This window comes from Streptomyces sp. NPDC046557, assembly GCF_040645975.1.
Taxonomy (GTDB): domain Bacteria; phylum Actinomycetota; class Actinomycetes; order Streptomycetales; family Streptomycetaceae; genus Streptomyces.
The window spans coordinates 1-19,881 of sequence record NZ_JBEYZH010000037.1 but is presented as its reverse complement, the minus strand read 5'-3'; the positions used below and the strand labels follow the sequence as shown (position 1 = coordinate 19,881).

Here is a 19,881-nt window from a genome sequence, read left to right as displayed (position 1 = left end):
CGCAGATGGAGAACGACTTCAGATGCCCTTCGACTGGACCGGGGTCCCCCCGGCTGTGGGCGCGGTGGCTGCCGTGGTGGCCGCCCTGATGAAGCTGTACCGGGACCGCAGGTCCTGCACGGCAGCGCTGGAAGCCCCGCACGAGGACGCGTCCGCGTCGTCCCCGACCGCGGCGGGGCGGGTGCCCCTCACGGTGCGCGTCGAGGTGTCCGGGCCCTCCCGGGTGCGCGTGGCGGTCGCCGATGGTGGGGGGCTGGTCCTGGTCGACGTGGAGCCCGATGTCGGCCCGTCGCGGCCCTCAGCGAAGGAGCGCGCGCCGTGGTAGCGGGTGAGGTGCCGAAGACGCCACCGCGCTCGCGCGCAGACACACCCTTGGCGGCGGTGGAAGCGGGCACAGCGGATTCAGGTGAGGAAGGAAGTCGCGGCAGCGGGTGGGCCGACTCCGAGCAGGCCCAGCGGCTGGCCGAGGAGGCGCTGCGGTTCCTGGAAGAGGAACCGGCGGTGTTGCGGGGGAAGACCGACGGGAAGCTGTCGTGGGCGGCGTGCGAGGACGTCGTCCAACAGGCGGCATCGAATGTGCTGAGGCGGGCGACCGAAGGGCTGCTGGGTGATGTCGTGAACCTGACGGCGTACCCGCGGAAGTCGGCGTGGAACCTGGCTCTCAACCAGCTGAACGCGCAGGCGCGGGAGGAACTGGCCGGGGACACGGTGGAATCGTCCGCGGCGTCGTCGGCACCGCCGCCGGAGCAGGTGGCGGTCGGGGATCTGGACCCGATGCGGGACCTGCTGATGCGGACGATCGACGCGATGCGGTCGTCGGTGCGCCGGCAGGTGGTCCTGCTGCAGCTCCAGGGCTTGACCTACGTCGAGATCGCAGCCGCGCTCGGGATACGCACCGACCGGCTCCACCGGGAACGGCACAACGCGGTGGTGGAGCTGCGGCATGCGCTGAAGGCGTTCATCCGTGATGCGCACCGGAAATCATCAGGACGCGGGAAAAGGGACAGGTGACGGTGGTGAGCCGTTTGAACGACGACAGCCGCAACCTTCCGGCGTCGGCCGGGCTGGCTGGGCTGCTGGCGAAGCTGAGCGCGCCGGCGGACTTCTGGGACCGGCCCGGAGGAGACTTCGGGCCTCTGAGCGGCCTATACGGGCTGGACCGGGATGAATGGGAGCGGGCGAACTCCCTCTATCTGCTCGGGTCGAAGGCTTTGGGCCGCGGTGAGCTGGCCGTAGCGGCGGACTGGATCGACGAGGCGGCCGCCGCCGGGCACCCGGGGGCGATGTTCCGCATGGCGGCCCTCACGCTGCAGGCGGGGGCGGACTGGATCGACGAGGCGCGGTTCCTGGTGGCCGAGGCCGCCCGGCACGGCCACGGCGACGCCGCCCGCCTACTGGCCGGCCTCGCCCACCGCCGACCCGAGGAGGAGCCTGGGGAAGCCGAGGACCAGGAGTACTTCGACGAGGTCCGCGCAGGGCTCGGCGTGCCCGAGCACCTCCTGCACCCCGACACAGACGACCCCGCGGAGAGTGCTGGGGGCGGCGAACAGCCGCGGTTGTACCTCGTGCCCGCCCCGCAGGTCCCCGAGTACGGCCCCGCCCCGCACACTTCCACACCCTGGGGGCGGCGGCCGCACCTGGCCGCGCTGCCCGAAGGCGGACTCCGCCTGCCGCTTCCCGAGCTGCGGCCTGACGCGACCGCGGCTGCTGTGCACCTCCTGCGACAGGCCGCCGCCGAGGCGGACGCCGACGTCGGGGGCCCGGTAGAGCCGTGGTCGGCAAACGCCCTGCGCCCCGCCGTCCTCAACGACATGGCCCGCAACCGCACCACACCCGCCCGAGTCCCCGAAAAGTGGCAGACCACCCAGCGCGCCCGCGATCTACTGCACGTGATCAGTACCGCGGGCGGTATCGACAGCCGAACCCTGGCACAGAAGACCGGGCTATCGCTGAACGCCACCGTGCGGCTGCTGGACTGGCTCCTGGATCAGCGGCTCGTCGAAACCGTCGGCGGCGCCTACTTCACCGGCCCCGTGCTCGAGCTTGTCACCAAGGCCGGCCCCGACCGGCAGATGCTGGGCCTCGCTCTCGAGCGACTGCGCGACGAGCTCGGCGCCGCCGTCTACATCAGCACCTACGCCCACGGTGAGATCGAGGTCAAAGGCTGCGCCTACAGCGAGGCCGCACCACCCGTTCACGAGTGGGCGCCCTTCACCAACACCGCGCACGCCAGCGCCGTCGGCAAGAGCCTCCTTGCGCAACTGGACTTCGACTCGCGGATGGACCACCTCTCGCGCTACCCCTCCGTGCAGCTGACCGAGCGGACCATCACCAGTCCCCGCGCCCTGATCAGAGCGCTCGACAAGCCAGGCCCCCACGCCGCCCAGTTCGACCTCCTCGAATACTCCGAAAAGGAAGTCTGCGTCGCGTTCTCCCTCGGCCTGCCCGGCCGGGCCTCCAGCATCGCCCTGTCCCTGCCCGCCCACGACCACACCCGCCTGATCACCGCAGCCCAAGGCCTCAGCCAACGCGCCACCGGCCTCCTCCTGGCCAACCTCCTCACCGACGACAACGAACCCGCCCACGCAGACAGAACAGAGCAACAACGCCGCGCCCTACCCTGACCAGCCCATCCCCGTGACCCCGCGGCGCCACGCAAACGACACACGCGGGGGCCGCCCCACCCGGGGCGCCCCCGCCGCCGCACCACCAGCCCCCTGCGGAGCCTCAGCCGGCGGCCGCCGCCGGGCCCTGACCGAACCGAGGAACATCCTCCACCGTGACGTCCAGGCGCAGCCGTTTGAAGCGCAAGGGGTGGCGGAAGACGCCGCGGTCGACGGCGGTGTCGGCGCTGATCTCCGCGACCAGATCGGGGCGGACCAAGAGGGTGTCCAAGACGTCACGGGCCCCCCAGGTCGCGGCGAACCGCACGCCCTCCCAGGGGTGTCCGGGGTCGGCGGCGGCCAGGTCCGCCACCAGGTGGGCCGCCTCCGTGCGCAGCGGGACGGTGCGGCCGACCGGGCGCAGCCGGCCGTCCTGGTCGTGGCGGCCGAGGATCAGGAGCTGCGGGCGGGTGAGGGTGCCGGTGACGGCGCCGATGATCGCCTCGGTGGTGTCCCGGCGGCGGACCTTCGTCCATGTGCCCCTGTGACCCGGCATGTAGCGGCTGGTCTGGGGCTTGACCACGATGCCTTCGACGCCGGACACGTCCGTCCACGAGTCGAGCCATTCGCGGGCCTTGGCCGGGTCCGTGGTCATCGGACACAGGGTCCATGGGGCCGTCAGGGCGTGGTCGGCGAACAGGGCCTCTAGGCGGGCGCGGCGCTCCACATAGGGCAGGTGCAGCAGCTCCCGGCCGTCGATCTGCAAGACGTCGAACACCACGAAAAAGGCCGGCATCTTCACGGCCAGCGCGGGAGCAATGCGGGCGCGGGCGGCGGCCCGACGCTGCAACCCCTCGAACGACAAGGCACCGGCCCCGGCGTCCCAGACCAGCAGCTCGCCATTGAGGACCAGGCCGTGCGGCAACTGCGCCTCGGCAACCGCAACGAGATCAGGGAACGCACCCTGGATTAGGGCGCCGCGGCGGGTCTGGAGCAGCACCCGCCCACCCGGCCCGACCGGAGTGAACACCAGCGCCCGATACCCGTCGAACTTCTGCTCATACGCCACCCCCGAACCGAGCGGACGCACCGGCGGCATCACCTCTGCGGCCTGCGCCAACATCGGCTCCACCGGCGGGTGCAACATCACCTGGCCTCCCTCCTCGGCCCTCCCCTCCAGAGTCCACCGCGCTGGACAACTCCCGCCCGGCAGGCCCGGCCCCGCAGTGCCCGGGATGCGCCATCCGCAACATCAGGGCACAGCCGGACTACCCGAACGCGGACTACCTCGACGTCACCCTCCCCGACACCACGGTAACCGCCGACATGTGCTGAGCCGGCCACCCGCCTCAGCCGGTGAGCTTCTGGAGCAGACGGCGACGGGCCGCACGGAGTCTTCCGTGCGGCCCGTCGCCGGACCAGTCCCAGCGGTCCGGCTCGCCCGGGCGCGGGTCGTACAGGGCCCGGCCACCGGGGCCGAACTGCCCGAGTTCGGTCATCAGCGCGACGCCCGTCTGGATCTCCCCCGCGCTCCAGCCGGTGATGTCGAGGAGCAGGCCGTCCAGCGGGCCGCCGTTCGGCGTAGGTGCGGCCGGGCTTGGGCCGGGCCGGGGATGGTCGTGGTCCTCGCCGTAAATCCGGCGGCGCAGCAACTCCTCATCCCTGTCGATGCGTCGCGGCCTCCCAGCCCCCACCGACAACGGGGGCTTACCCGGGGTCGCCTTGGCCTTCCCGGCTCCATCGGGCGACGTGGACGTGGGTCTAGGGTCCAGGCATGAGCGACTTCTGGGAGAAGAGAACCCTGATCGCGGCGAGCATCAGGGGGCCGACCGGAACGGCAGGAACGCAACCGTAACCCGAGCGTACGCCGTCGCCTCCCAACGTTGCCCCGGGTCCGTGCGCATGCCAGATCTGGGCGCGCCCCGCCACTGAGAGTCGGTTCACGGGCCTTCAGTGGTGAGGTGGTCAGGGTGCGGTCGTCACGCCCCGGGACCGCACGAGGTGTGCGTCGCTGAGGGATGGCGCGGGGCACCGGTCGCGACAGGTCACGGTGTTCCGTTGGCCCCGTTCGCACAGGGGCTGCCCAGGCCGGAGGTCCCGCCGGTCCCGCCGGTCCCGCCGTGGAAGAGGATGCCCCCGGTGGCGTTGCCGCCAGCGCCGCCGTTGCCGCAGGCGCCATCGGCGCTGGCGCCCGACTTGGCGCCGCCGTTGCCCCCATCGCCTCCGTTGCCGCCCAAGTTGATGATGCCTCCGGAGCTCAGGCCCCCCGCCCCGCCGATGCCTGCGGCACCGCCCGGGTAAGCACCTCCGGAGCTGCCGTTGCCGCCGTTTCCGGCCTTGCCGCCGTTGCCGCCGTTACCGGAACTGTTGATGCCGCCGCGGCCACCGTTACCGCCCGCGCCACCGCCGTGGCCGATGCCGCCGTTGCCTGCGTTGCCGCCCGCACCGCCGTCGGATCCCCCGGCGCCGCCGATGCCGCCGCGGCCACCTGCGCCGGCGTTGGCGCCGGAGTTGCCGCCGACGCCGCCGGCGCCGCCCGCACCCCCGTGGGTGCCCACTCCGCCTGCTCCGCCCGCGCCGCCGGCACCGTTCAGGCCGCCGGCCGCGCCGGTTCCGCCTTTGCCACCCGCGGCGCCGTTGGGGCCGGCGTTGCCGCCGAGAGCACCCGCCCCGCCGGAACCGTTGCCGAGGCCAGCACCGCCGTTGCCGCCCCCACCGCCGACACCGCCCAGGACACCGTTGCCGCCGGGACCCCCCGCACCGCCGGCGCAGTCCCCGGTTCCGGTCGCGGGGCCGCCCGCGGTGCCGGGAAAGCCGTTGGGGTGGGAGGAGTTCCCATTGGCGCCGGCGGCGCCCGCGGTGCCGGCGGTGCAGGCGAGGGCGGAGGCCGCGGCGGGAGAGCCGAGGAAGAGTGCTGCGCCGGTGAAGAGTGTGGGCAGGGCGAGGAGGGCGGCGGTCTGATTCCTGTTCATGACGGGGTTTCCTCAGGCTCAGGTGAAGCGCGGGTTAGTGCGGGTCACTGCATCAGGCCGGTGCGGAACCACATGGGCAACATCCGTTCCCCGAACCGGTTTCCGTGCCACGTGCCGGCAGGCAGTCGGCGAAAATTCCGGACTGTTTCCAGTGGGCAGGCATTGCCTGCTCGCCATAGGCGGCCAGGGTCACGGCGCGGGGCCAAGTCTGCGAGCAGGGCAGTCTTCTCTGAACGGTGGGGCTTCCCCGGCACGTCGCCGAGCCAGGGGAACCGGGACCGGGCCGGACCGTCGCCTACGAGATGCTCGGCCCGGCGGTGGACGGCGCAGGACACCGACCCCTGCGGGGAACGCCGCCATCCCGGCCCTGGGAGACGGAACTTCGCAGTACCCAGGCATCTCGTTGTCAGGCATACCGTGCGGGCGGGCAAGCCTCCGGGCCGGGCCGTCAGGCCGGAACCGCCCCGCCCTTACAGCGTCTGTAGGGGCGGGGCGGCACCGAGGGATGCGTGTTGTCCTACGGGAGCCGGCTCGGCAATCCCCGCGAGGGTCGGTTCAGCAGGGAAGGGTGGAGTTGCCGGCGGCGCCGGTGGCACCGGTGGTGCCGTCCGCAGTGAACGTGGCGGCAGTGCCGTTGCCGCCGGGCTTGCCGGGACACACCGGGCTGGCCGCGCCACCCGCACCGCCGGTACCGCCCTTGTGTCCGCCACCGACCGTGGCCGCTCCGCCGTTGCCGCCCTTGCCACCGGCGATACCGGCACCCGCGTTGCCGACACCGCCCACACCGCCCTTGCCCCCGGTACCACCCACGGCGGCTCCGCCCCCGGAACCGCCGTTACCGCCGTTGCCGTTGGCACCCCCGGCGCCGCCGGCACCGCCCGCGCCGCCAACGCTGGCGCTGCCGCTCGCGTTGCCGCCGTCACCCCCGGCGCCGCCGTTCCCGTTGGCACCGGCCGCGCCACCGGTACCGCCCAAGCCACCGATCCCACCACTGGTGCCCACACCGTTAGCCCCATTACTCCCCTGAAGACCCAGGAGACTGAACCCGCCCACAGCCCGGACGCTGCCCATCTCGGCACGGGCCGACGCGGAAGCCAGGGCAGGGGCGGCGGTGAGACCGGCCACAGCGATCACGGAGACCAGGAGAGTCCGGGAAAGAGCAGTGGTGCGCATGAAGCGCATGAGGAAGCCTCTCGAAGTGCGCGACCGCAGATGCTCCACGACCGACACCCGCAACCTACACACGAACACACCACCCCTTACTTCACACAATGATCCAATAGCTCAAAGCAGACCTTATGAGCAAAATTTGGCCTTAACACCCCCGCCCTAGACCGTCCGTGCAGGGACCGGGAACCCCGCACCTGGGGTACCCGGCGCCCAGTCGACCGACGGGCTGTCAGCCTCACTGTTCCGGTTGCGATGATGCGGCATCCGTGATCATCAACTGTTGGGCGAGCGGGGCCATTTCGCTGTCAGTGCCTGTTTGTGAGGCCGCCATGACAAGCGGCGTGAGGGTTGGGGGCCCGATAGCACCACCGTCGACCTGTCCACGCCTTCCACCGATGACTCTGGTACCAATGCCGCACGGCTGCGGTGGCCTCGGCGGGGACTGCGGCGGCCGGGCGTAGAGCGCGGGCCGTAACCGCGCCAGGGGCGATTCCGTTGGGGATGAATGACATGACGGCAGCGCTGGGTCATCGGGCGCCGAGCGGGGCGAGCCTGCCGGACCGGCCGGCCTTGGTTGGGCCCCGGCCGGTCCGGCGGGCATACACCCCCGTGCCCGGGAGACGATCGAGCGGATCGTGGAGACGGTCCGGAGCGGCGACGACGCGGCCATCCGTACCTTGCTGGCCGATCTGGCGGCGGTCGCGGACACTGCCGCCCTGCTCTATCTGCGCGAGCGGCTGTACGAGGCGCACTGACTGCGGCTGGCCAGCGATCACCCACACCGGCCAACGAACCGAGCCATTCGGTGCAGTCCCTGGCCGCACATGGTCCGAGAGCCGCTCGCGGCCCCCCAGAGCCGTTGGGCCGGGCACGCTGCCGGCCTACCAGGCCCTGAGACCCTCATGGTGCAATGGGGCCTGTCCGATGCCGCCTCGGCGCGGATCCTCGCGTATCCGGGACGAAATCCCCGGGCGGCATCGAACTGTAGAAGGGGTCGCTGTGACCGCAGGAGAACCAGGCGGCGGGCGGACATCTCGTCCTGACACGGGCGCAAGCCGCCGGGTTAAGGCGATGACGTTGGCGGGGGCATTGGAAGCGGCGGAGGCAGCCGCGCCGGTGGAGTCGCTGGACGTGGTCGCGCGCATGCTCAAGGAGCACCTCCAGGCGGCGTCGGTGTCGTTCCTGATCACCGACTTCACCGGCAGTTCAGTCGTACGGCTGGGGACCGCCGACAGCATCGACACCGACGAGCCGCCCCAGCGGATCCTGCTGCGCGACACCCTGTACGAAGACGTCATCCGCACCCAACAGCCGCAGGTCGAACACCGGGACGAGAGCCAGCACGTCCGCGTGATCGCCCCAGTGACCAACCGCGGAGACGCCATCGGACTCCTCGAACTGTTCCTGCCCGCCGTCCCGGACGCGGAGGTGATACGGGAGATCGGCGAGACCGCACACGCACTGGCCTACATCGTCATCGCGAACCGCTCCCACACCGATGTGTACCAGTGGGGCCGGCGCACCAAGCCGCTGAGCCTGGCAGCCGAGATCCAGCACCGCCTGCTCCCCGCGTCACTGGCGTGCGAGGCGGCGCAGTTCGCGGTCGCCGGGGCCCTGGAGCCCGCCGAACACGTCGGGGGTGACACCTTCGACTACGTCATCGACCGGGACACCGTCCAGCTCTCCGTCACCGACGCCATGGGCCACGACGTCGACGCCGCACTGCTCGCTTCCCTGGTGGTCGGCGCCCTACGACGGGCCCGGCGGGAAGGCGCCGACCTCGCCGAACAAGCGCGCCAGGCCGACCAGGCGATGCGCGCCCACGGCCGCAGCGGCTTCGTCACCGGCCAGCTGCTGCGCATCAGCCTCCTCGACGGTGGTACCGAGTTCGTCAACGCCGGACACCCGTGGCCGCTGCGCATGCGAGACGGCAAGGTCGAGGAGATCGTTTTGAAGGTCGACCGGGCGTTCGGCCTCAACATCCATCCCTCTGAGGCCAACACCTACCGCGTGCAGACGCTCGACCTGCGGCCCGGCGACCGGCTGATCATGCTCACCGACGGCATGCTGGAACGCCACGCCGAAAGCCTCGACCTCGCGGACCTCATCATCCGCACCCGCGAACTACATCCCCGCGAAGCCGCCCGCACCCTCATCAAAGCGATCGTCGACGCCGGCAACGGCCACCTCGACGACGACGCCACCGTCATGTGCCTCGACTGGCACGGCGTCCACAACTCCGAACGTAACGCCGCCAACGGCGCTGACCTCACCGATGCCTCGCCACCAGCGACAACGGGGCCCCGCGCCCCCAGCAGTGACACCCAGCCGAGTAGGGCCGGCAAGGCCGGCCCGGCAGCTTTCCCCAGCACACCCGGACTTCCTCGGCGGCCCGGGGCAGTCAGTTCGTCTACCGTGCCGCGGGCGGTGCAGCAGCAGGGCGGCCGAGGAGCGCGCGGTGTGTGTGCTCAACCGGCTCCGTCTTCGGATCCTCTGTCCCCGTGGTAGTCGTCCACGTGGTCGAGGAAACGCGCGAGCCCCTGATCCGAACGGGCCAAAAGCCCCGGCGAGGGTGCCCCAAAGCCAGGCTGAGCATCCCTCCACCGGGTGGACTCCGGTGTGTCAAGGATGGATCCCACACCATCGGTGCCCTGCCGTTCACCGCACCGTCATGGCCGCCGGTCCGAACAGATCCATCAGGCATTTTCCTGGGGGCAGACCTCAGCCAGGAGCTCCAGCAGATGGGCGGTCACCGGCCCGGGCTCGCCCCGCCGCACCCAGGTGTAGACGGCAACCCGTGCCGAGGCGTCGGCATTCCGCAGAACGTACCCGTCCACCAGCCCACGCGAACGGGACTGCCGTACTTGGATCTGCCGGGGCTTTCCGTCCCCCTCGGCCAGGACCTCGACGACCTGACGCTCCGGGCCGTCTCGAAACTGATACACCCAGCACGTCCGCATGCGGACCATTGTTTCCAGCACTCCCGGCCGCCGGGCGCCGGACACCCTGCGGCCTGCGGCGGATCACCGCCCTGGGGTCCGCTCACGGCCGCCCGATTCACATGTGCCGACAACCGCCGAAGCCGCCCGGCACACGGTCGTCGGCGGGCCCTCGCGCGGCCTCCCCGACCGGGGTGTGGATCGCGAGTCAGAACCAGCGCCGCGACCGGCTGGAGCGCTGCCTCGCCCGCGTCGCAAGAGCGTGGCCAGCATGATCACAGCAGGCGGCCGGCCTGGTCCCCGCCGGGGTCGTCGGCCAGCCCTATGGTGACCTTTACCCGCTTGCCCACGGGCTCGCGCCGCACCTCGAAACTGCGGCACACCGCCATCGCGATCTCCAAGCCATGCTGCCCAATCCGGCTCGGATCAGGCGGGCTCACCGCGGGCAACTGCGCCGCGGTATCCCACACGCTGATCTCCACGACACGGCGCTGACCTCCAGCTCCAGCAGACACGGCCCGGGCGCATATTTATAGGCGTTGGTCACCAACTCGCTGACCACCAACTCCACCATGCTCATCGCACGGTCCGACACCGGAAGCCCGTGAACGGCCTGCACCGCGGTCATGAAACTACGGGCAGCACGCCTGGCCCCAGCAATCGGTTCAATGCCGTCCAAGGCCATCGCAGACACGATCGGGCGGCTCACCAGCGATTCATACTCGCCTTGGGACACCACAGCAGCCATACCGCCGCCCCTTCCTGAGCAAGCCACATGACTGGCTTCAGCCGGATACCCCGAAACGGCAGCCAAAGAGCACAAAACGAAAATCTGACCGCCCCCTCACTCCGAGCGAAACCGCTCCGAACCGCGGGCCGCCCGAACTGCGCCTTCCAGGGCGTGCCAGGCAGGAGGAGGGATCGGGCCGGTCACCTAACCGCCGCTCCGGGGTGTGATGCGAACGCTGAGACTCGCCGGCCCGGCGCCGCGTCTCGCCAACGACACGGTGGTTCGGTGGCTAGCGGGGATCACTGTGCCCGCCGAGCCATTTAGCGCGCCGGTGACCCGTGGCCGGGGCGGTCACGGTGGTGGGATGGTCGTCGCCGAGGGCTTGGGCAGTCTGCGCGCGGTGCGGGCATGCGCGGCCCCCGCTCAAGCCGCGGCCGGTGGATTCGCTGATTCGGCGGCGCGGCGGTATTCGGCGTTGAGGCGCTGCGCCTCCTCGAGCTGGTCCTCGAGGATGACGATCCGGCAGGCGGACTCGATGGGGGTGCCCTGGTCGACGAGCTCGCGGGCACGGGCGGCGATGCGCAGTTGGTAGCGGGAGTAGCGGCGGTGTCCGCCGGCGGAGCGGAGCGGGGTGATGAGGCGATGTTCGCCGATGGCGCGGAGGAAGCCCTGGGTGGTGCCGAGCATCTCGGCGGCCCGGCCCATCGTGTAGGCGGGGTAATCGTCGTCATCGAGACGGCCGAACGAGTCGTCTGCTGTCATCACACCTCTCTGTGGAACACACTGGAGGGGCCCGGGTGCCGTAGTGGCACCCGGGCCCCGAAGGAACTGCTACACCATCTGCCGGCCCTAGTCCTGCGCCGGCCCTCTGTTTCCGCAGAGCCGTCCGATCGGGGACGGGCAGTGCGGGGATCGCGGATGCGTGACCGGAGACCACCTCACTATCGATGTCCTGCGGTACCCGGGCTTCGTACTGCTCGCCCGGGCGATCCTGATGGCGCTCGGCTCCTCCGTTCTTCCCTCTGGATCAATCACTTACCAAACGGGAACTGCGTACTGCTGATACTGCGAACTGCTGGTAACGCGGGTACTGCCCTTTACCGCTGATACTGCGTACTGCTGGTGTTGCGTACTGCTGGTGGCCTCTCACAGCGCCACCTTCGGCAGCCAGCCCCGTCGCCCATCCTGCGTCTGCTCTGGCTTGGAACCCCACTGCCGAACCTCCCGGTGCGCGCGCCCGCAGCCGACGCCTTCACCGAGGAACCACTCACTGATTTCACTGCCGGGTACTGCGAACCGCGCTTACTACGGGTACTGCCACTGCGGTAACTGCGGTACTGCTCACGGCGGCCCCTGATCACTGCGGGCCACCCGGTCCGGTCACCAATCCCGTCGCCGTCCTGCAACCGCTCTGGCTTCGAAACTCCGTCACCGCACCGTCCTGCGAACTGCAACTGCGTGTACTGCGGGTGCTGCTGCCCGGCAGTTCGTCTCTGCCGGGCCCTGCGGTCCTTCCGGGTTACGAGAGAAACCATAACCACACCGACGCCTAATGTCTACTCCAGCTGACACAGGTTTCCGCGCGTTCGACGATCAGGTAATCGGCCTCGAACAACGACACGGACAGGCGCGAGGGGCGGCCGCCACCGGATGACTCGCCACAGGCCAAGGCACAAGCACCACGCGGGCACCACCGGGCATTGACGATCCAGAGACCAGGGTGAACCTCATGGACACGGCGAGCGTCAACCTCGCAACCGCCCGCTCCACCGCCTCCGTCGCCGGCGCGCGTGAGAGCACCCGGGACTTCCTCGACCGTCTCGTACGCCCGCTCCCAGCCGAGACTGCCGACACGGTGGTCCTGGTCGTCTCGGAACTCGTCACCAACGCCCTGCCCCATGCAGGCGGCGCGTGCACCCTGGACCTGACCGCGCAACCGGACAGCATCGAGGTGACCGTCCACGACGCCAGCCCGCAGGCGCCGCGCATGCGCACCCCCGATCTGAACGGCGGCACCGGGGGTTTCGGCCGGCCCATGGTCAACCGCCTCGCCCGCGCCGCGTCGGTCACCCGCCGGCCGTCTGGCGGCAAGACCGTCAGTGCTTTCCTCCCCCGATAGCACCAAGGTGCCCCCGCCCCGACCGGGGCCGATCCGCGCCCGATACGCCGCCTCGCCCACGGATGCGCCTTCTGCCCGAGGTCACCCGTGCCGCAACTGCTCAGGCTCCTGCACCGTACCGGCGCCTCTTCGTCCTTGACCCCACACGGGCGCCCTGACCTGACACAAGGGGAGAGTCGAAACCGGTTCAGGCCCGGATTCCGTGAAGTGGATCGTGCTGCCGTGCGCCGGTGACGCTCCGTCATCCTGGGCATCATCCTTCGGTCGTGTGAGTCCTTGTTGGAGTTGGTGTTCCCGCACCTGGTGACGGTGTTGGTGGAACGCGTGGTGGTGGAGAGCGGCGTGCTGCGCATCGCGGCGAGCACGAAGGACGGGATGGCGGCCGTCTGTCCGGGGTGCGGGGCGTTGTCGACACGGGTGCACAGCCGCTACGGACGCAAGCTCGCCGATGCTCCGGTCGGTACCCGGCCGGTACTCATCGAGTTGTCGGTGCGCCGGCTGTTCTGCGACAACAGCGGCTGCGCGAGGGTGACCTTTGCTGAGCAGGTCGAGGGGCTGACCAGCCGTTACGGTCGGCTAACGCCCGTCCTACAGCGGATCGTCGGTGCTCTTGGTGTCGTGCTGGCCGCTCGCGCCGTGGTCCGGCTGGGGCTGGTGCTGGGCATCGTGGTCAGCCGGATGACAGTGCTGCGCGTGCTGATGGCGCTGCCGGAGCCGGCCTGGGCGGTGCCGCGGGTACTGGGAGTCGACGAGTTCGCGACCAGCAAGGGCCGCCGGTACGGCACCATCCTGATCGACTGCGAGACCCACCAGCCCCTGGACCTGCTGCCCGACCGGGAGGCCGAGACCCTGTCCGCATGGCTGCGCGAGCACCCCGGCGTTGAGATCGTCTGCCGCGACCGCGCGGCGTGCTTCGCAGAAAGTGCCCGCACCGGCGCCCCGCAGGCCCAGCACTGCGCAGACAAATGGCATGTCTGGCATAACCTCGGCGAAGCCGTCGAACGCCTGGTCTCCCATCACCGCGTCCTCCTCCGCGACCTCGTCGAGCCGGAGCCCGAACCCGAACCCGAACCGGGGCCTGTGCCGACCTCCGTCGGCCAGGAGCCGTCCGAGCCCTACCCGGCGGGGAAGTTCCTCGACCGGCTCCGCGACACCCACGCCGCGGATGCTGCACGGCCAGTGGCAAGACCGGACCAGCAAACTCGACTGCTACCGGCCCTACCTGCAGCAACGGATCGCCGAGGGCTGCACGAACCTGTCGAGCCTCCACCGCGAGCTGCAAGAACGCGGGCCCGCTGCGCCTACAGCACCCTGCGCGACTACGTCCATCCGCTGCGTCCCGGACGCCCACCCGCAGCCAACCGGCCGCCGATGGCCCGGCCGCCCTCGACCCGCGAAAGCCACCCGCTGGATCATGAGCCACCCCGACCACCTACGCGACGACGACAAACTGCGGCTCAAGACGCTGCTGGCCCGGTCGCCGGAGATCACAGCCGCCACCACCCACGTCCGGACGTTCGCGACCATCATGACCAACCGTGAAGGAGAACGGCTGCGCGGATGGATCACTGATGTCTGCGCCGATCAGCAGTGCGGCCTGGCCTCCTTCGCCACCGGGCTGATCACCGACCTCGACGCCGTCGTCTTCGGCATGAGCACCGAATGGTCCTCCGGCCCCGTCGAAGGCCGCGTCAACGACCTGAAAGCCCTCAAGCGCAGCATGTTCGGCAGAGCGAAACTTCCGCTACTGCGCAAGCGGCTCCTCCTGATCGCGGCCAGCCGCCGACCCTAACCTCTGGCGCCTCGGGCCTTACGGTCCAGGAACTCGATCAGCCGCGTCTCCGAACGCAGGAGCCGTTCTCGCTGCTCAGGAGGAAGAGACTCGAGGAGGTCGACCAGGACTCGCTTCCGCGAGACGTACACCATGTCGCCGGAGTAGATCAGGCAAGTGGAACACCATGCGAGTCTGATGCACCGCTCGGACATCGAGGACTCGGGCGGATGGAAGCGGTACTGGTACGAACAGACGGGCGTTCCGCAGACGGCGCAGACGCGTCGATCGCCGTCGGGAATCGTGTCCCAGCTCCCGACCTTTCGCCAATGCTGTCGCCCGGCCGGTGCTCTTCAAGTCGTCATGCCGAGCATTCTCGCGCACAGAGATCCGCCCAGCGCAGCGGCCCGAGCAAAACTCCGGCCGACCACAGACCGTAACCGACCCTTGGTCACCTTCACGGAATCCGGGCCTGAACCCTCAATTGGGTGAGTGTCAAGAATGTTGACATCCGTCACCTCGACCGTCACTGACGGTAACGTCCGCTGCGGAGATGGTCTGCCGTCGCGCGCGATGATCCGTCGCGTGTGCGGCTACATGCTGTGGCAGATGCCACGGGTCATCGAGCCGGAACCGGCGCGTACCGCCTCCTGCGTCGGCCACGACCAGCGAGGCTGCCGGAGCCCCGGCGCCCACCGCGACCGCTCTGCACACCCCGCGCCGGCCCCACGACTCCGAGCAGATCGTCTTGAAGATGACGGAGCGATTCGTGCCGTGGCCGTCGTCCGGCGGCACATGCGGCGACGGCGGGGCCGGCCCCCGCCGGTCCCTCGCCTGCTGCAACGTCTGGGACAGTAAATCCTTCCCTCGGCGTAACTCCCGATCAAGGAAGATGCATCGATGCCAGTGACAACGTGACCGAGGCCGAGTCCGTCGAGCCGGCTGAGCCGCAGCCTGTGAAGGCGGTGGACGACGCGGCTGATCGACGAGCTGGCGGGCCGGGCCCAAGCCGAGGGCCTGCGGCAGAGGGCCGCAGCCCCGGCCGTCTCGCGGCCGGGGCTGTTCAGCGGCTGATGTCACCGCCAGTGGCGCTGGTCGTCGGCTACGAAGGCACGACGTTCTCCGCCTGGGGGCCCTTGGGGCCCTGGGTGACGTCGAAGGCCACCTTCTGGCCCTCCTGCAGCTCGCGGAATCCACTGGCGGAGATGGCGGAGTAGTGGACGAACACGTCCGGGCCACCACCGTCCTGCTCGATGAATCCGAAGCCCTTCTCCGAGTTGAACCACTTCACGGTGCCGCTTGCCATCAGTTCATATCCCTTGCCATGTTCCGCGATGCGACCACGCCGCACCGGCCAGGACCATCCACTTACGACCCCAGCACCTCCACTATTTCCGCAGCAGCCACCACTCCAACCTCCGACGGCACCAGCAGGAGCACCAAGAGGTCACCCAGGTGGCCTCACCTGCGTACGCCCCACGCGTGCCGGGAGCCGGTGCGGTGGGCGGTCGGAACGAAGAGGCGAAGAAGTCACAGTGCGGGTTCGTGGACGACGGTGATCGTCGGGCAGTCCTCGGCGAGGCCGAGGAGCGCTTGGCGCTCGGCCTCGTCCACGGCGAGATCCCATCGGAGCTTCGTCGCCGACCAGTGCGCCGCGTACGTGCAGTGATAGGAGCCCTCCGAGGGCAGCCACTCCGCCGGATCCTTGTCCGCCCTCGACCGGTTGGAGGCGGCTGAGACCGCGATCAGCGTGTCCGGAGAGCCCTGCTCGTTCGCATACGCCTCACGCCGCGCCGCACTCCACGGCGTCCGCTCCGAGTCGTAAAGCTCGGCAAGCGGGACGAAGTGGTCGACGTCCAGGCGGTCGGCGTCGGTGACGAGCAGGTCGTCGTACGCGCTGCGCCAGCTCCCGCCGGTCAGCTTGCATCCGGCCGCGACCTGGCGAGGCGGACGGTATGACCGCCGATCGCTGGCGCTTCATCTCCAAGAACCACACCGCGGACGCCACGCAAGACCTCCTCGCCCTGCGCGGCATACCGGTGCTGCTGACCCTCGCGGGCCATGACATCAACGTAGACACCGCCGACACGCGGCGCATCTACCGGGTGCTGGACGCAGGCGGTGCAATGACGGTCAAGCACTACCCGGATGCGACCCCTTCGTTGCTCAAGCAGTCCATCGAGCAGTCAGACCTCAAGATCACGCTCACTGCGCTCTTCTCGCCCCGCTCGCTCTTCGCGGACGGATTCCTGGACCGGAGACCTGCAGGAACCCAGTCCCAGCCAACTACCGCAGCCTGGGCCGCGCAGAGGTACCGCCGTTCGACTCATGACCGCTTGACGTACAAGCTTTTCCTCTCCTGCACGACTGGTTGACGGCCCCAGATATGCGCCCGGTGGCGCGTCCCCGCGCCCTCCTTCCGAGAGATCGAACAAGTTCCGCGAGCGCAGCTACTTCCTCCAGCAGACCGCCGACGCAATCGAGCAAGAGGCCAACGCCGTCACCCTCGGCATCGGTCCCTACAGCGAGTTCGGCGATGTCGGGGAAGCCGCGGCGCTGCAGCTGTTCACCCAGCGTGTCGAAGAGCACCGCAACGAGCAGCGATTCAGCGTCGGGCTTGGCGTGGCACACAGGGCAGGAGATGTTCATCAGCCGGTAGTAGGGCACCATGCTCGCGGTCCCCCGCTCGGTGCGCTGGTCTTCCGGGCGCCGTGCCTTCTTGGCTGCCGTGGCCGCTTCGCGTTCCTTCAGGATCCGACCTTGGGACTGGTGAGCTCGCATGTTGAAGTGTCGCGTATGCGCGGCTGAAAGCCCGCAGCTCAATGACGCTGAGTGAGCGGTCAGGAGGCGGCCTGATCATCCCCATCGACAAGCGCAAAGGCCACGCGCCCAGCGTCGCCAGCATCTACCGCGCACTCGGTCGCACTCCTGGCCGTGGGACCGCCAGCCCTCCCCGCCAGGCCGAACGTCACTGGCCGCAGGAGCGGCGCGGTGCTGTCATGGGTAGGGAAGCCGGCAGGGGCGCGGAGGCCGGCGCGCCGCGCGTGGTCCGCCCGGGCGGACCGATCGCGGCCGCCCCGTCGCACAGCAGAGGAGGCCGACGCCATGCTGAACCGCCGCACGGTCGGTGACGTGATGACCGAGGATGTCGTCACCCTCCGCCCCAGCACACCGTTCCAGGAGGTCGCCGCCCTACTGGACGCGAACGACATCGTCGCGGCCCCGGTCGTCGACGACGACGGCGCTCCCGTCGGTGTCGTGTCCGCGTCCGACGTGCTGCGGCACGAGACCGGCATGCCCGATCCGCAGAGTCAGGACGGGAACGACGAGCGCGCCTGGGGCAAGGCCCGGGCCCGGACCGCAGGCGCGCTCATGAGCAGCCCCGTCTTCACCGCCCGCGCCGACTGGACGATCCCCCGGGCCGCACGGGAACTCCGCAGGCGGCACGTTAAGCAGCTGCCGGTGGTCGGCGACGACGGGCTCCTCACCGGCATCGTCACCCGCAGTGACCTTCTCGACGCCTTCATCCGCTCCGACGTCGAGATCCGCGGCGAGGTCGAGCAGGACGTCCTGGGGCGCATCCTCGGCCTGGACCAAGGCACCGTCGCGGTCGAGGTCCGGGACGGGGTCGTCACCCTTCGGGGTCACGTCCCGGAACCGCGCCTCGTTCCGGTGGTCGTGGGCCTCTGCCAGGGCGTCGACGGTGTCGTCGCCGTGGACGCCCACCTCGCCGCCGCCCGGGCGGGCTAGGCTAGGTGTTCTACCCCGGATTTCGCATCAGATGCGACCCGGGGGCGTCTTCGCAGCTCAATCGCCCGATGGAGTGACGCACGCGCAAAGGCTATCGTGGTTTTTTGCGATGCCGAGGTCAACGTCCCTGGTGGGACCGCTCGCCCGCGGTTCGGAGGTGACCTCCAGGTCGGGTGTCGCCTATTCGCGGCGCTGGCGGGCCAGGTCGGTGCAGCGGATTCCGCCTCCGGGGTGCCACTCCATCACCGGTCCGACCGCGTCTTCGTGTTCCCTGCACCAGCCCACGGGGACGACTCCGCCGCAGTCGTGCCGCGCGCATGCGCACCCCTCCCCCGGGCCGGCGTACGCCACCGCGTGGCGTTCCACGCCGACCGAGCCCGCCGAGGCGGCGCCCCGCAGGCCGGCAGGCCAGGCGAGCGTGAGGCGCAGACCACCCGACCCGGAACGGAACCGCTCCGCCACCCGCACCTCGCCCATGACCGCCAACGGACCGGTACCGGGCGCGGTCAGTCGGCGCAGCGACGCCCCGAACTCCCCGGCCGCCAGCTCGGCCAGCGCGTCGGCGGCATCGTCGGTGGAGCAGCCGGACAACACGTCCTCCCCGGCCGCGTCGTCGGCCAGAGTCAGCCACGGGTCATCGAGCCGGAACCGACGCGCGGCGCCCTCGGGGCCGGCCGGCACCAGCGAGGCGACCGTCGGCCCCGTGGGGATTCCGATCTTGTCGTGGGCGAGGAGCCATGCGACCACGGCGTGGCGGTCGAACTGCGGGTGCACGTCCGTGCCGGCCACCGGTTCGGGGAAGTCGTCATGCCGGCGGCGCCAGTTCACCACCGCGGCCCGGCCCACCCGGGCGATCCGCGCCACCTCCGCCAGGAACACCCGGTCGCCCCCCGGGGTGATGGGAGTGAGGGCGGCGAGCGGGGAACGCCGGCCCGCCGCCACGGTGCGCACCGCCCGCCAGTCCACCGAGGGCCGGACCACCTCCAGGAGCGCGATGTCCTCGGCGGAGTACAGGGGGACCCTGGTCACCCCGCCGTGGTGCTTGTAGTCGATGTCCACCGAGCCGACCGGGGCCAACCACCCGAGCCTGACGACCTGGTCGAAGTCGGTACGGCGGACGCCGAGGCGTACCGCGGCCTGGTCCGGGCCGAGGGGGACGTGCCGGTCGAGCAGGGCCGGCAGGTCCCGGCGGCGCGCCAGTGCGGCCACTTGGTCCGGGTGGAGGTCGGGGAACTCGACGTCCCCGCCGAGGTAGACCAGGAGACCGGCCTTCACGAGGCGGCCGACCGCCGAGGCCGTCACCCTGGGCCGGAGGATCGGGAGCGGCACCCCCAGGGCCTCGGTCAGCCGGTCCGCCGCCCACCCCGCCCCGACCGGGCCGCGCAGCGCCGCACGCACCGCCTCGGGGTCGGCGGCCTCCACCACCGCCCGCGACCACAACCGGGTACCGGCGTCCGCCGGCGGGACCAGACCCCAGCCGGCCGCCCACCGCCACGCGGCCACCGGAACCCGCAACCGGCCCGCAGCCGCGTACTCGTCGTAGACCTCACGCACCGAACGCGTCATGAAACGCACCCCAATCGCACATCAGACGGCCCGACGATCGGGCCGCGCCGGAAACATGCCGAAAAATCCCGTTTGTTGTCAATAGCCCTAATTCCGGGACGAGTTGGGAGCACACCGCACAAGCCGCCTACGCGTACGCGAGGGAAAAATTCACCCCTGCGGGGGAGCGCTGACCCAGCTCGGCCGGGCCCGGGTGGTGGCCGGGGAGCCGGATGCGGCGTTGGAGCGGCTGCGGGAGGCGCTGGCCCGCCACCGGTTGGC

At 70.4% G+C, this 19,881-nt stretch carries 18 protein-coding genes and 1 pseudogene; 9 read left to right on the top strand and 10 right to left on the bottom strand.

All coding sequences use genetic code 11. From position 1 onward, the window contains the following. Positions 1–22 precede the first annotated feature (22 nt). Genes ABZ934_RS31710 through ABZ934_RS31700 form a run of 3 tightly spaced genes read left to right on the top strand, consistent with a single transcriptional unit; the run spans position 23 to position 2,624 of the window. Positions 23–325: a hypothetical protein gene (locus tag ABZ934_RS31710; protein WP_361319758.1), complete on the top strand. Its 303-nt coding sequence runs from the start codon at positions 23–25 to the stop codon at positions 323–325. 56 nt (positions 326–381) lie between these two features. After that, entirely contained in the window at positions 382–1,011 is a 630-nt protein-coding gene (locus tag ABZ934_RS31705; protein WP_361319755.1) for a hypothetical protein, read from the top strand. A gap of 5 nt (positions 1,012–1,016) precedes the next feature. Further along, the gene (locus tag ABZ934_RS31700; RefSeq protein WP_361319752.1) at positions 1,017–2,624 is read left to right on the top strand and encodes an IclR family transcriptional regulator C-terminal domain-containing protein; all 1,608 of its coding nucleotides are present in this window, start codon (positions 1,017–1,019) and stop codon (positions 2,622–2,624) included. A 103-nt stretch (positions 2,625–2,727) separates the two neighbouring features. On the opposite strand, the gene ABZ934_RS31695 is transcribed toward ABZ934_RS31700, so the two are convergent. The 4 genes from ABZ934_RS31695 to ABZ934_RS31680 form a co-directional block, all read right to left on the bottom strand. Beyond that, positions 2,728–3,750 (bottom strand): ATP-dependent DNA ligase, encoded by a 1,023-nt coding sequence (locus ABZ934_RS31695; protein ID WP_361319749.1) that lies wholly within the window; start codon positions 3,748–3,750, stop codon positions 2,728–2,730. A 202-nt stretch (positions 3,751–3,952) separates the two neighbouring features. Beyond that, positions 3,953–4,273 (bottom strand): hypothetical protein, encoded by a 321-nt coding sequence (locus tag ABZ934_RS31690; protein WP_361319787.1) that lies wholly within the window; start codon positions 4,271–4,273, stop codon positions 3,953–3,955. Between the two features lie 375 nt (positions 4,274–4,648). Continuing rightward, complete coding sequence (locus tag ABZ934_RS31685; protein ID WP_361319746.1) at positions 4,649–5,575, bottom strand: hypothetical protein; 927 nt, start codon at positions 5,573–5,575, stop codon at positions 4,649–4,651. 555 nt (positions 5,576–6,130) lie between these two features. Then, positions 6,131–6,385, bottom strand: coding sequence for a hypothetical protein (locus tag ABZ934_RS31680; RefSeq protein WP_361319743.1), 255 nt, complete (start codon positions 6,383–6,385; stop codon positions 6,131–6,133). Between the two features lie 1,431 nt (positions 6,386–7,816). On the opposite strand from ABZ934_RS31680, the gene ABZ934_RS31675 reads away from it, so the two are divergent. Then, entirely contained in the window at positions 7,817–9,253 is a 1,437-nt protein-coding gene (locus ABZ934_RS31675; RefSeq protein WP_361319740.1) for a PP2C family protein-serine/threonine phosphatase, read from the top strand. A 188-nt stretch (positions 9,254–9,441) separates the two neighbouring features. On the opposite strand, the gene ABZ934_RS31670 is transcribed toward ABZ934_RS31675, so the two are convergent. From ABZ934_RS31670 to ABZ934_RS31660, 3 genes and pseudogenes are all read right to left on the bottom strand, one after another. Beyond that, a complete protein-coding gene (locus tag ABZ934_RS31670) occupies positions 9,442–9,690 on the bottom strand; it encodes a hypothetical protein (protein WP_361319737.1) in 249 nt (82 codons plus the stop codon). Positions 9,691–9,959: 269 nt separating this feature from the next. After that, positions 9,960–10,369 (bottom strand): annotated as a pseudogene (locus tag ABZ934_RS31665) (ATP-binding protein). A gap of 468 nt (positions 10,370–10,837) precedes the next feature. After that, complete coding sequence (locus tag ABZ934_RS31660; RefSeq protein WP_361319734.1) at positions 10,838–11,176, bottom strand: MerR family transcriptional regulator; 339 nt, start codon at positions 11,174–11,176, stop codon at positions 10,838–10,840. Positions 11,177–12,143: 967 nt separating this feature from the next. Between ABZ934_RS31660 and ABZ934_RS31655 the strand changes: the two genes are divergently transcribed. The 3 genes from ABZ934_RS31655 to ABZ934_RS31645 all read left to right on the top strand — a co-directional run bounded on the left by ABZ934_RS31655 (position 12,144) and on the right by ABZ934_RS31645 (position 14,325). Beyond that, the gene (locus ABZ934_RS31655) at positions 12,144–12,533 is read left to right on the top strand and encodes an ATP-binding protein (protein ID WP_361319731.1); all 390 of its coding nucleotides are present in this window, start codon (positions 12,144–12,146) and stop codon (positions 12,531–12,533) included. A 288-nt stretch (positions 12,534–12,821) separates the two neighbouring features. Then, positions 12,822–14,075 (top strand): ISL3 family transposase, encoded by a 1,254-nt coding sequence (locus tag ABZ934_RS31650; protein ID WP_361319785.1) that lies wholly within the window; start codon positions 12,822–12,824, stop codon positions 14,073–14,075. Continuing rightward, positions 13,984–14,325 (top strand): hypothetical protein, encoded by a 342-nt coding sequence (locus tag ABZ934_RS31645; protein WP_361319782.1) that lies wholly within the window; start codon positions 13,984–13,986, stop codon positions 14,323–14,325. Before ABZ934_RS31650 ends, ABZ934_RS31645 begins: the two co-directional genes overlap by 92 nt. Before the next feature lie 1,081 nt (positions 14,326–15,406). Here the strand turns inward: ABZ934_RS31645 and ABZ934_RS31640 are convergent. Continuing rightward, on the bottom strand, positions 15,407–15,610 hold the full coding sequence (locus tag ABZ934_RS31640; protein ID WP_361319728.1) for a cold-shock protein: 204 nt from the start codon (positions 15,608–15,610) through the stop codon (positions 15,407–15,409). A 224-nt stretch (positions 15,611–15,834) separates the two neighbouring features. Continuing rightward, entirely contained in the window at positions 15,835–16,164 is a 330-nt protein-coding gene (locus ABZ934_RS31635; RefSeq protein ID WP_361319779.1) for a DUF1524 domain-containing protein, read from the bottom strand. Between the two features lie 95 nt (positions 16,165–16,259). Here ABZ934_RS31635 and ABZ934_RS31630 point away from each other — a divergent pair, with 95 nt between their 5' ends. Both ABZ934_RS31630 and ABZ934_RS31625 read left to right on the top strand, forming a co-directional pair. Further along, positions 16,260–16,679 carry a hypothetical protein gene (locus ABZ934_RS31630; RefSeq protein ID WP_361319725.1) on the top strand — a complete coding sequence of 140 codons (420 nt, stop codon included), beginning with the start codon at positions 16,260–16,262 and terminating at the stop codon, positions 16,677–16,679. Between the two features lie 730 nt (positions 16,680–17,409). Beyond that, entirely contained in the window at positions 17,410–18,054 is a 645-nt protein-coding gene (locus tag ABZ934_RS31625) for a CBS domain-containing protein (protein ID WP_361319722.1), read from the top strand. Between the two features lie 180 nt (positions 18,055–18,234). Here ABZ934_RS31625 and ABZ934_RS31620 read toward each other — a convergent pair whose 3' ends face one another. Further along, the gene (locus ABZ934_RS31620) at positions 18,235–19,620 is read right to left on the bottom strand and encodes a hypothetical protein (RefSeq protein ID WP_361319790.1); all 1,386 of its coding nucleotides are present in this window, start codon (positions 19,618–19,620) and stop codon (positions 18,235–18,237) included. Positions 19,621–19,881 lie beyond the last annotated feature (261 nt).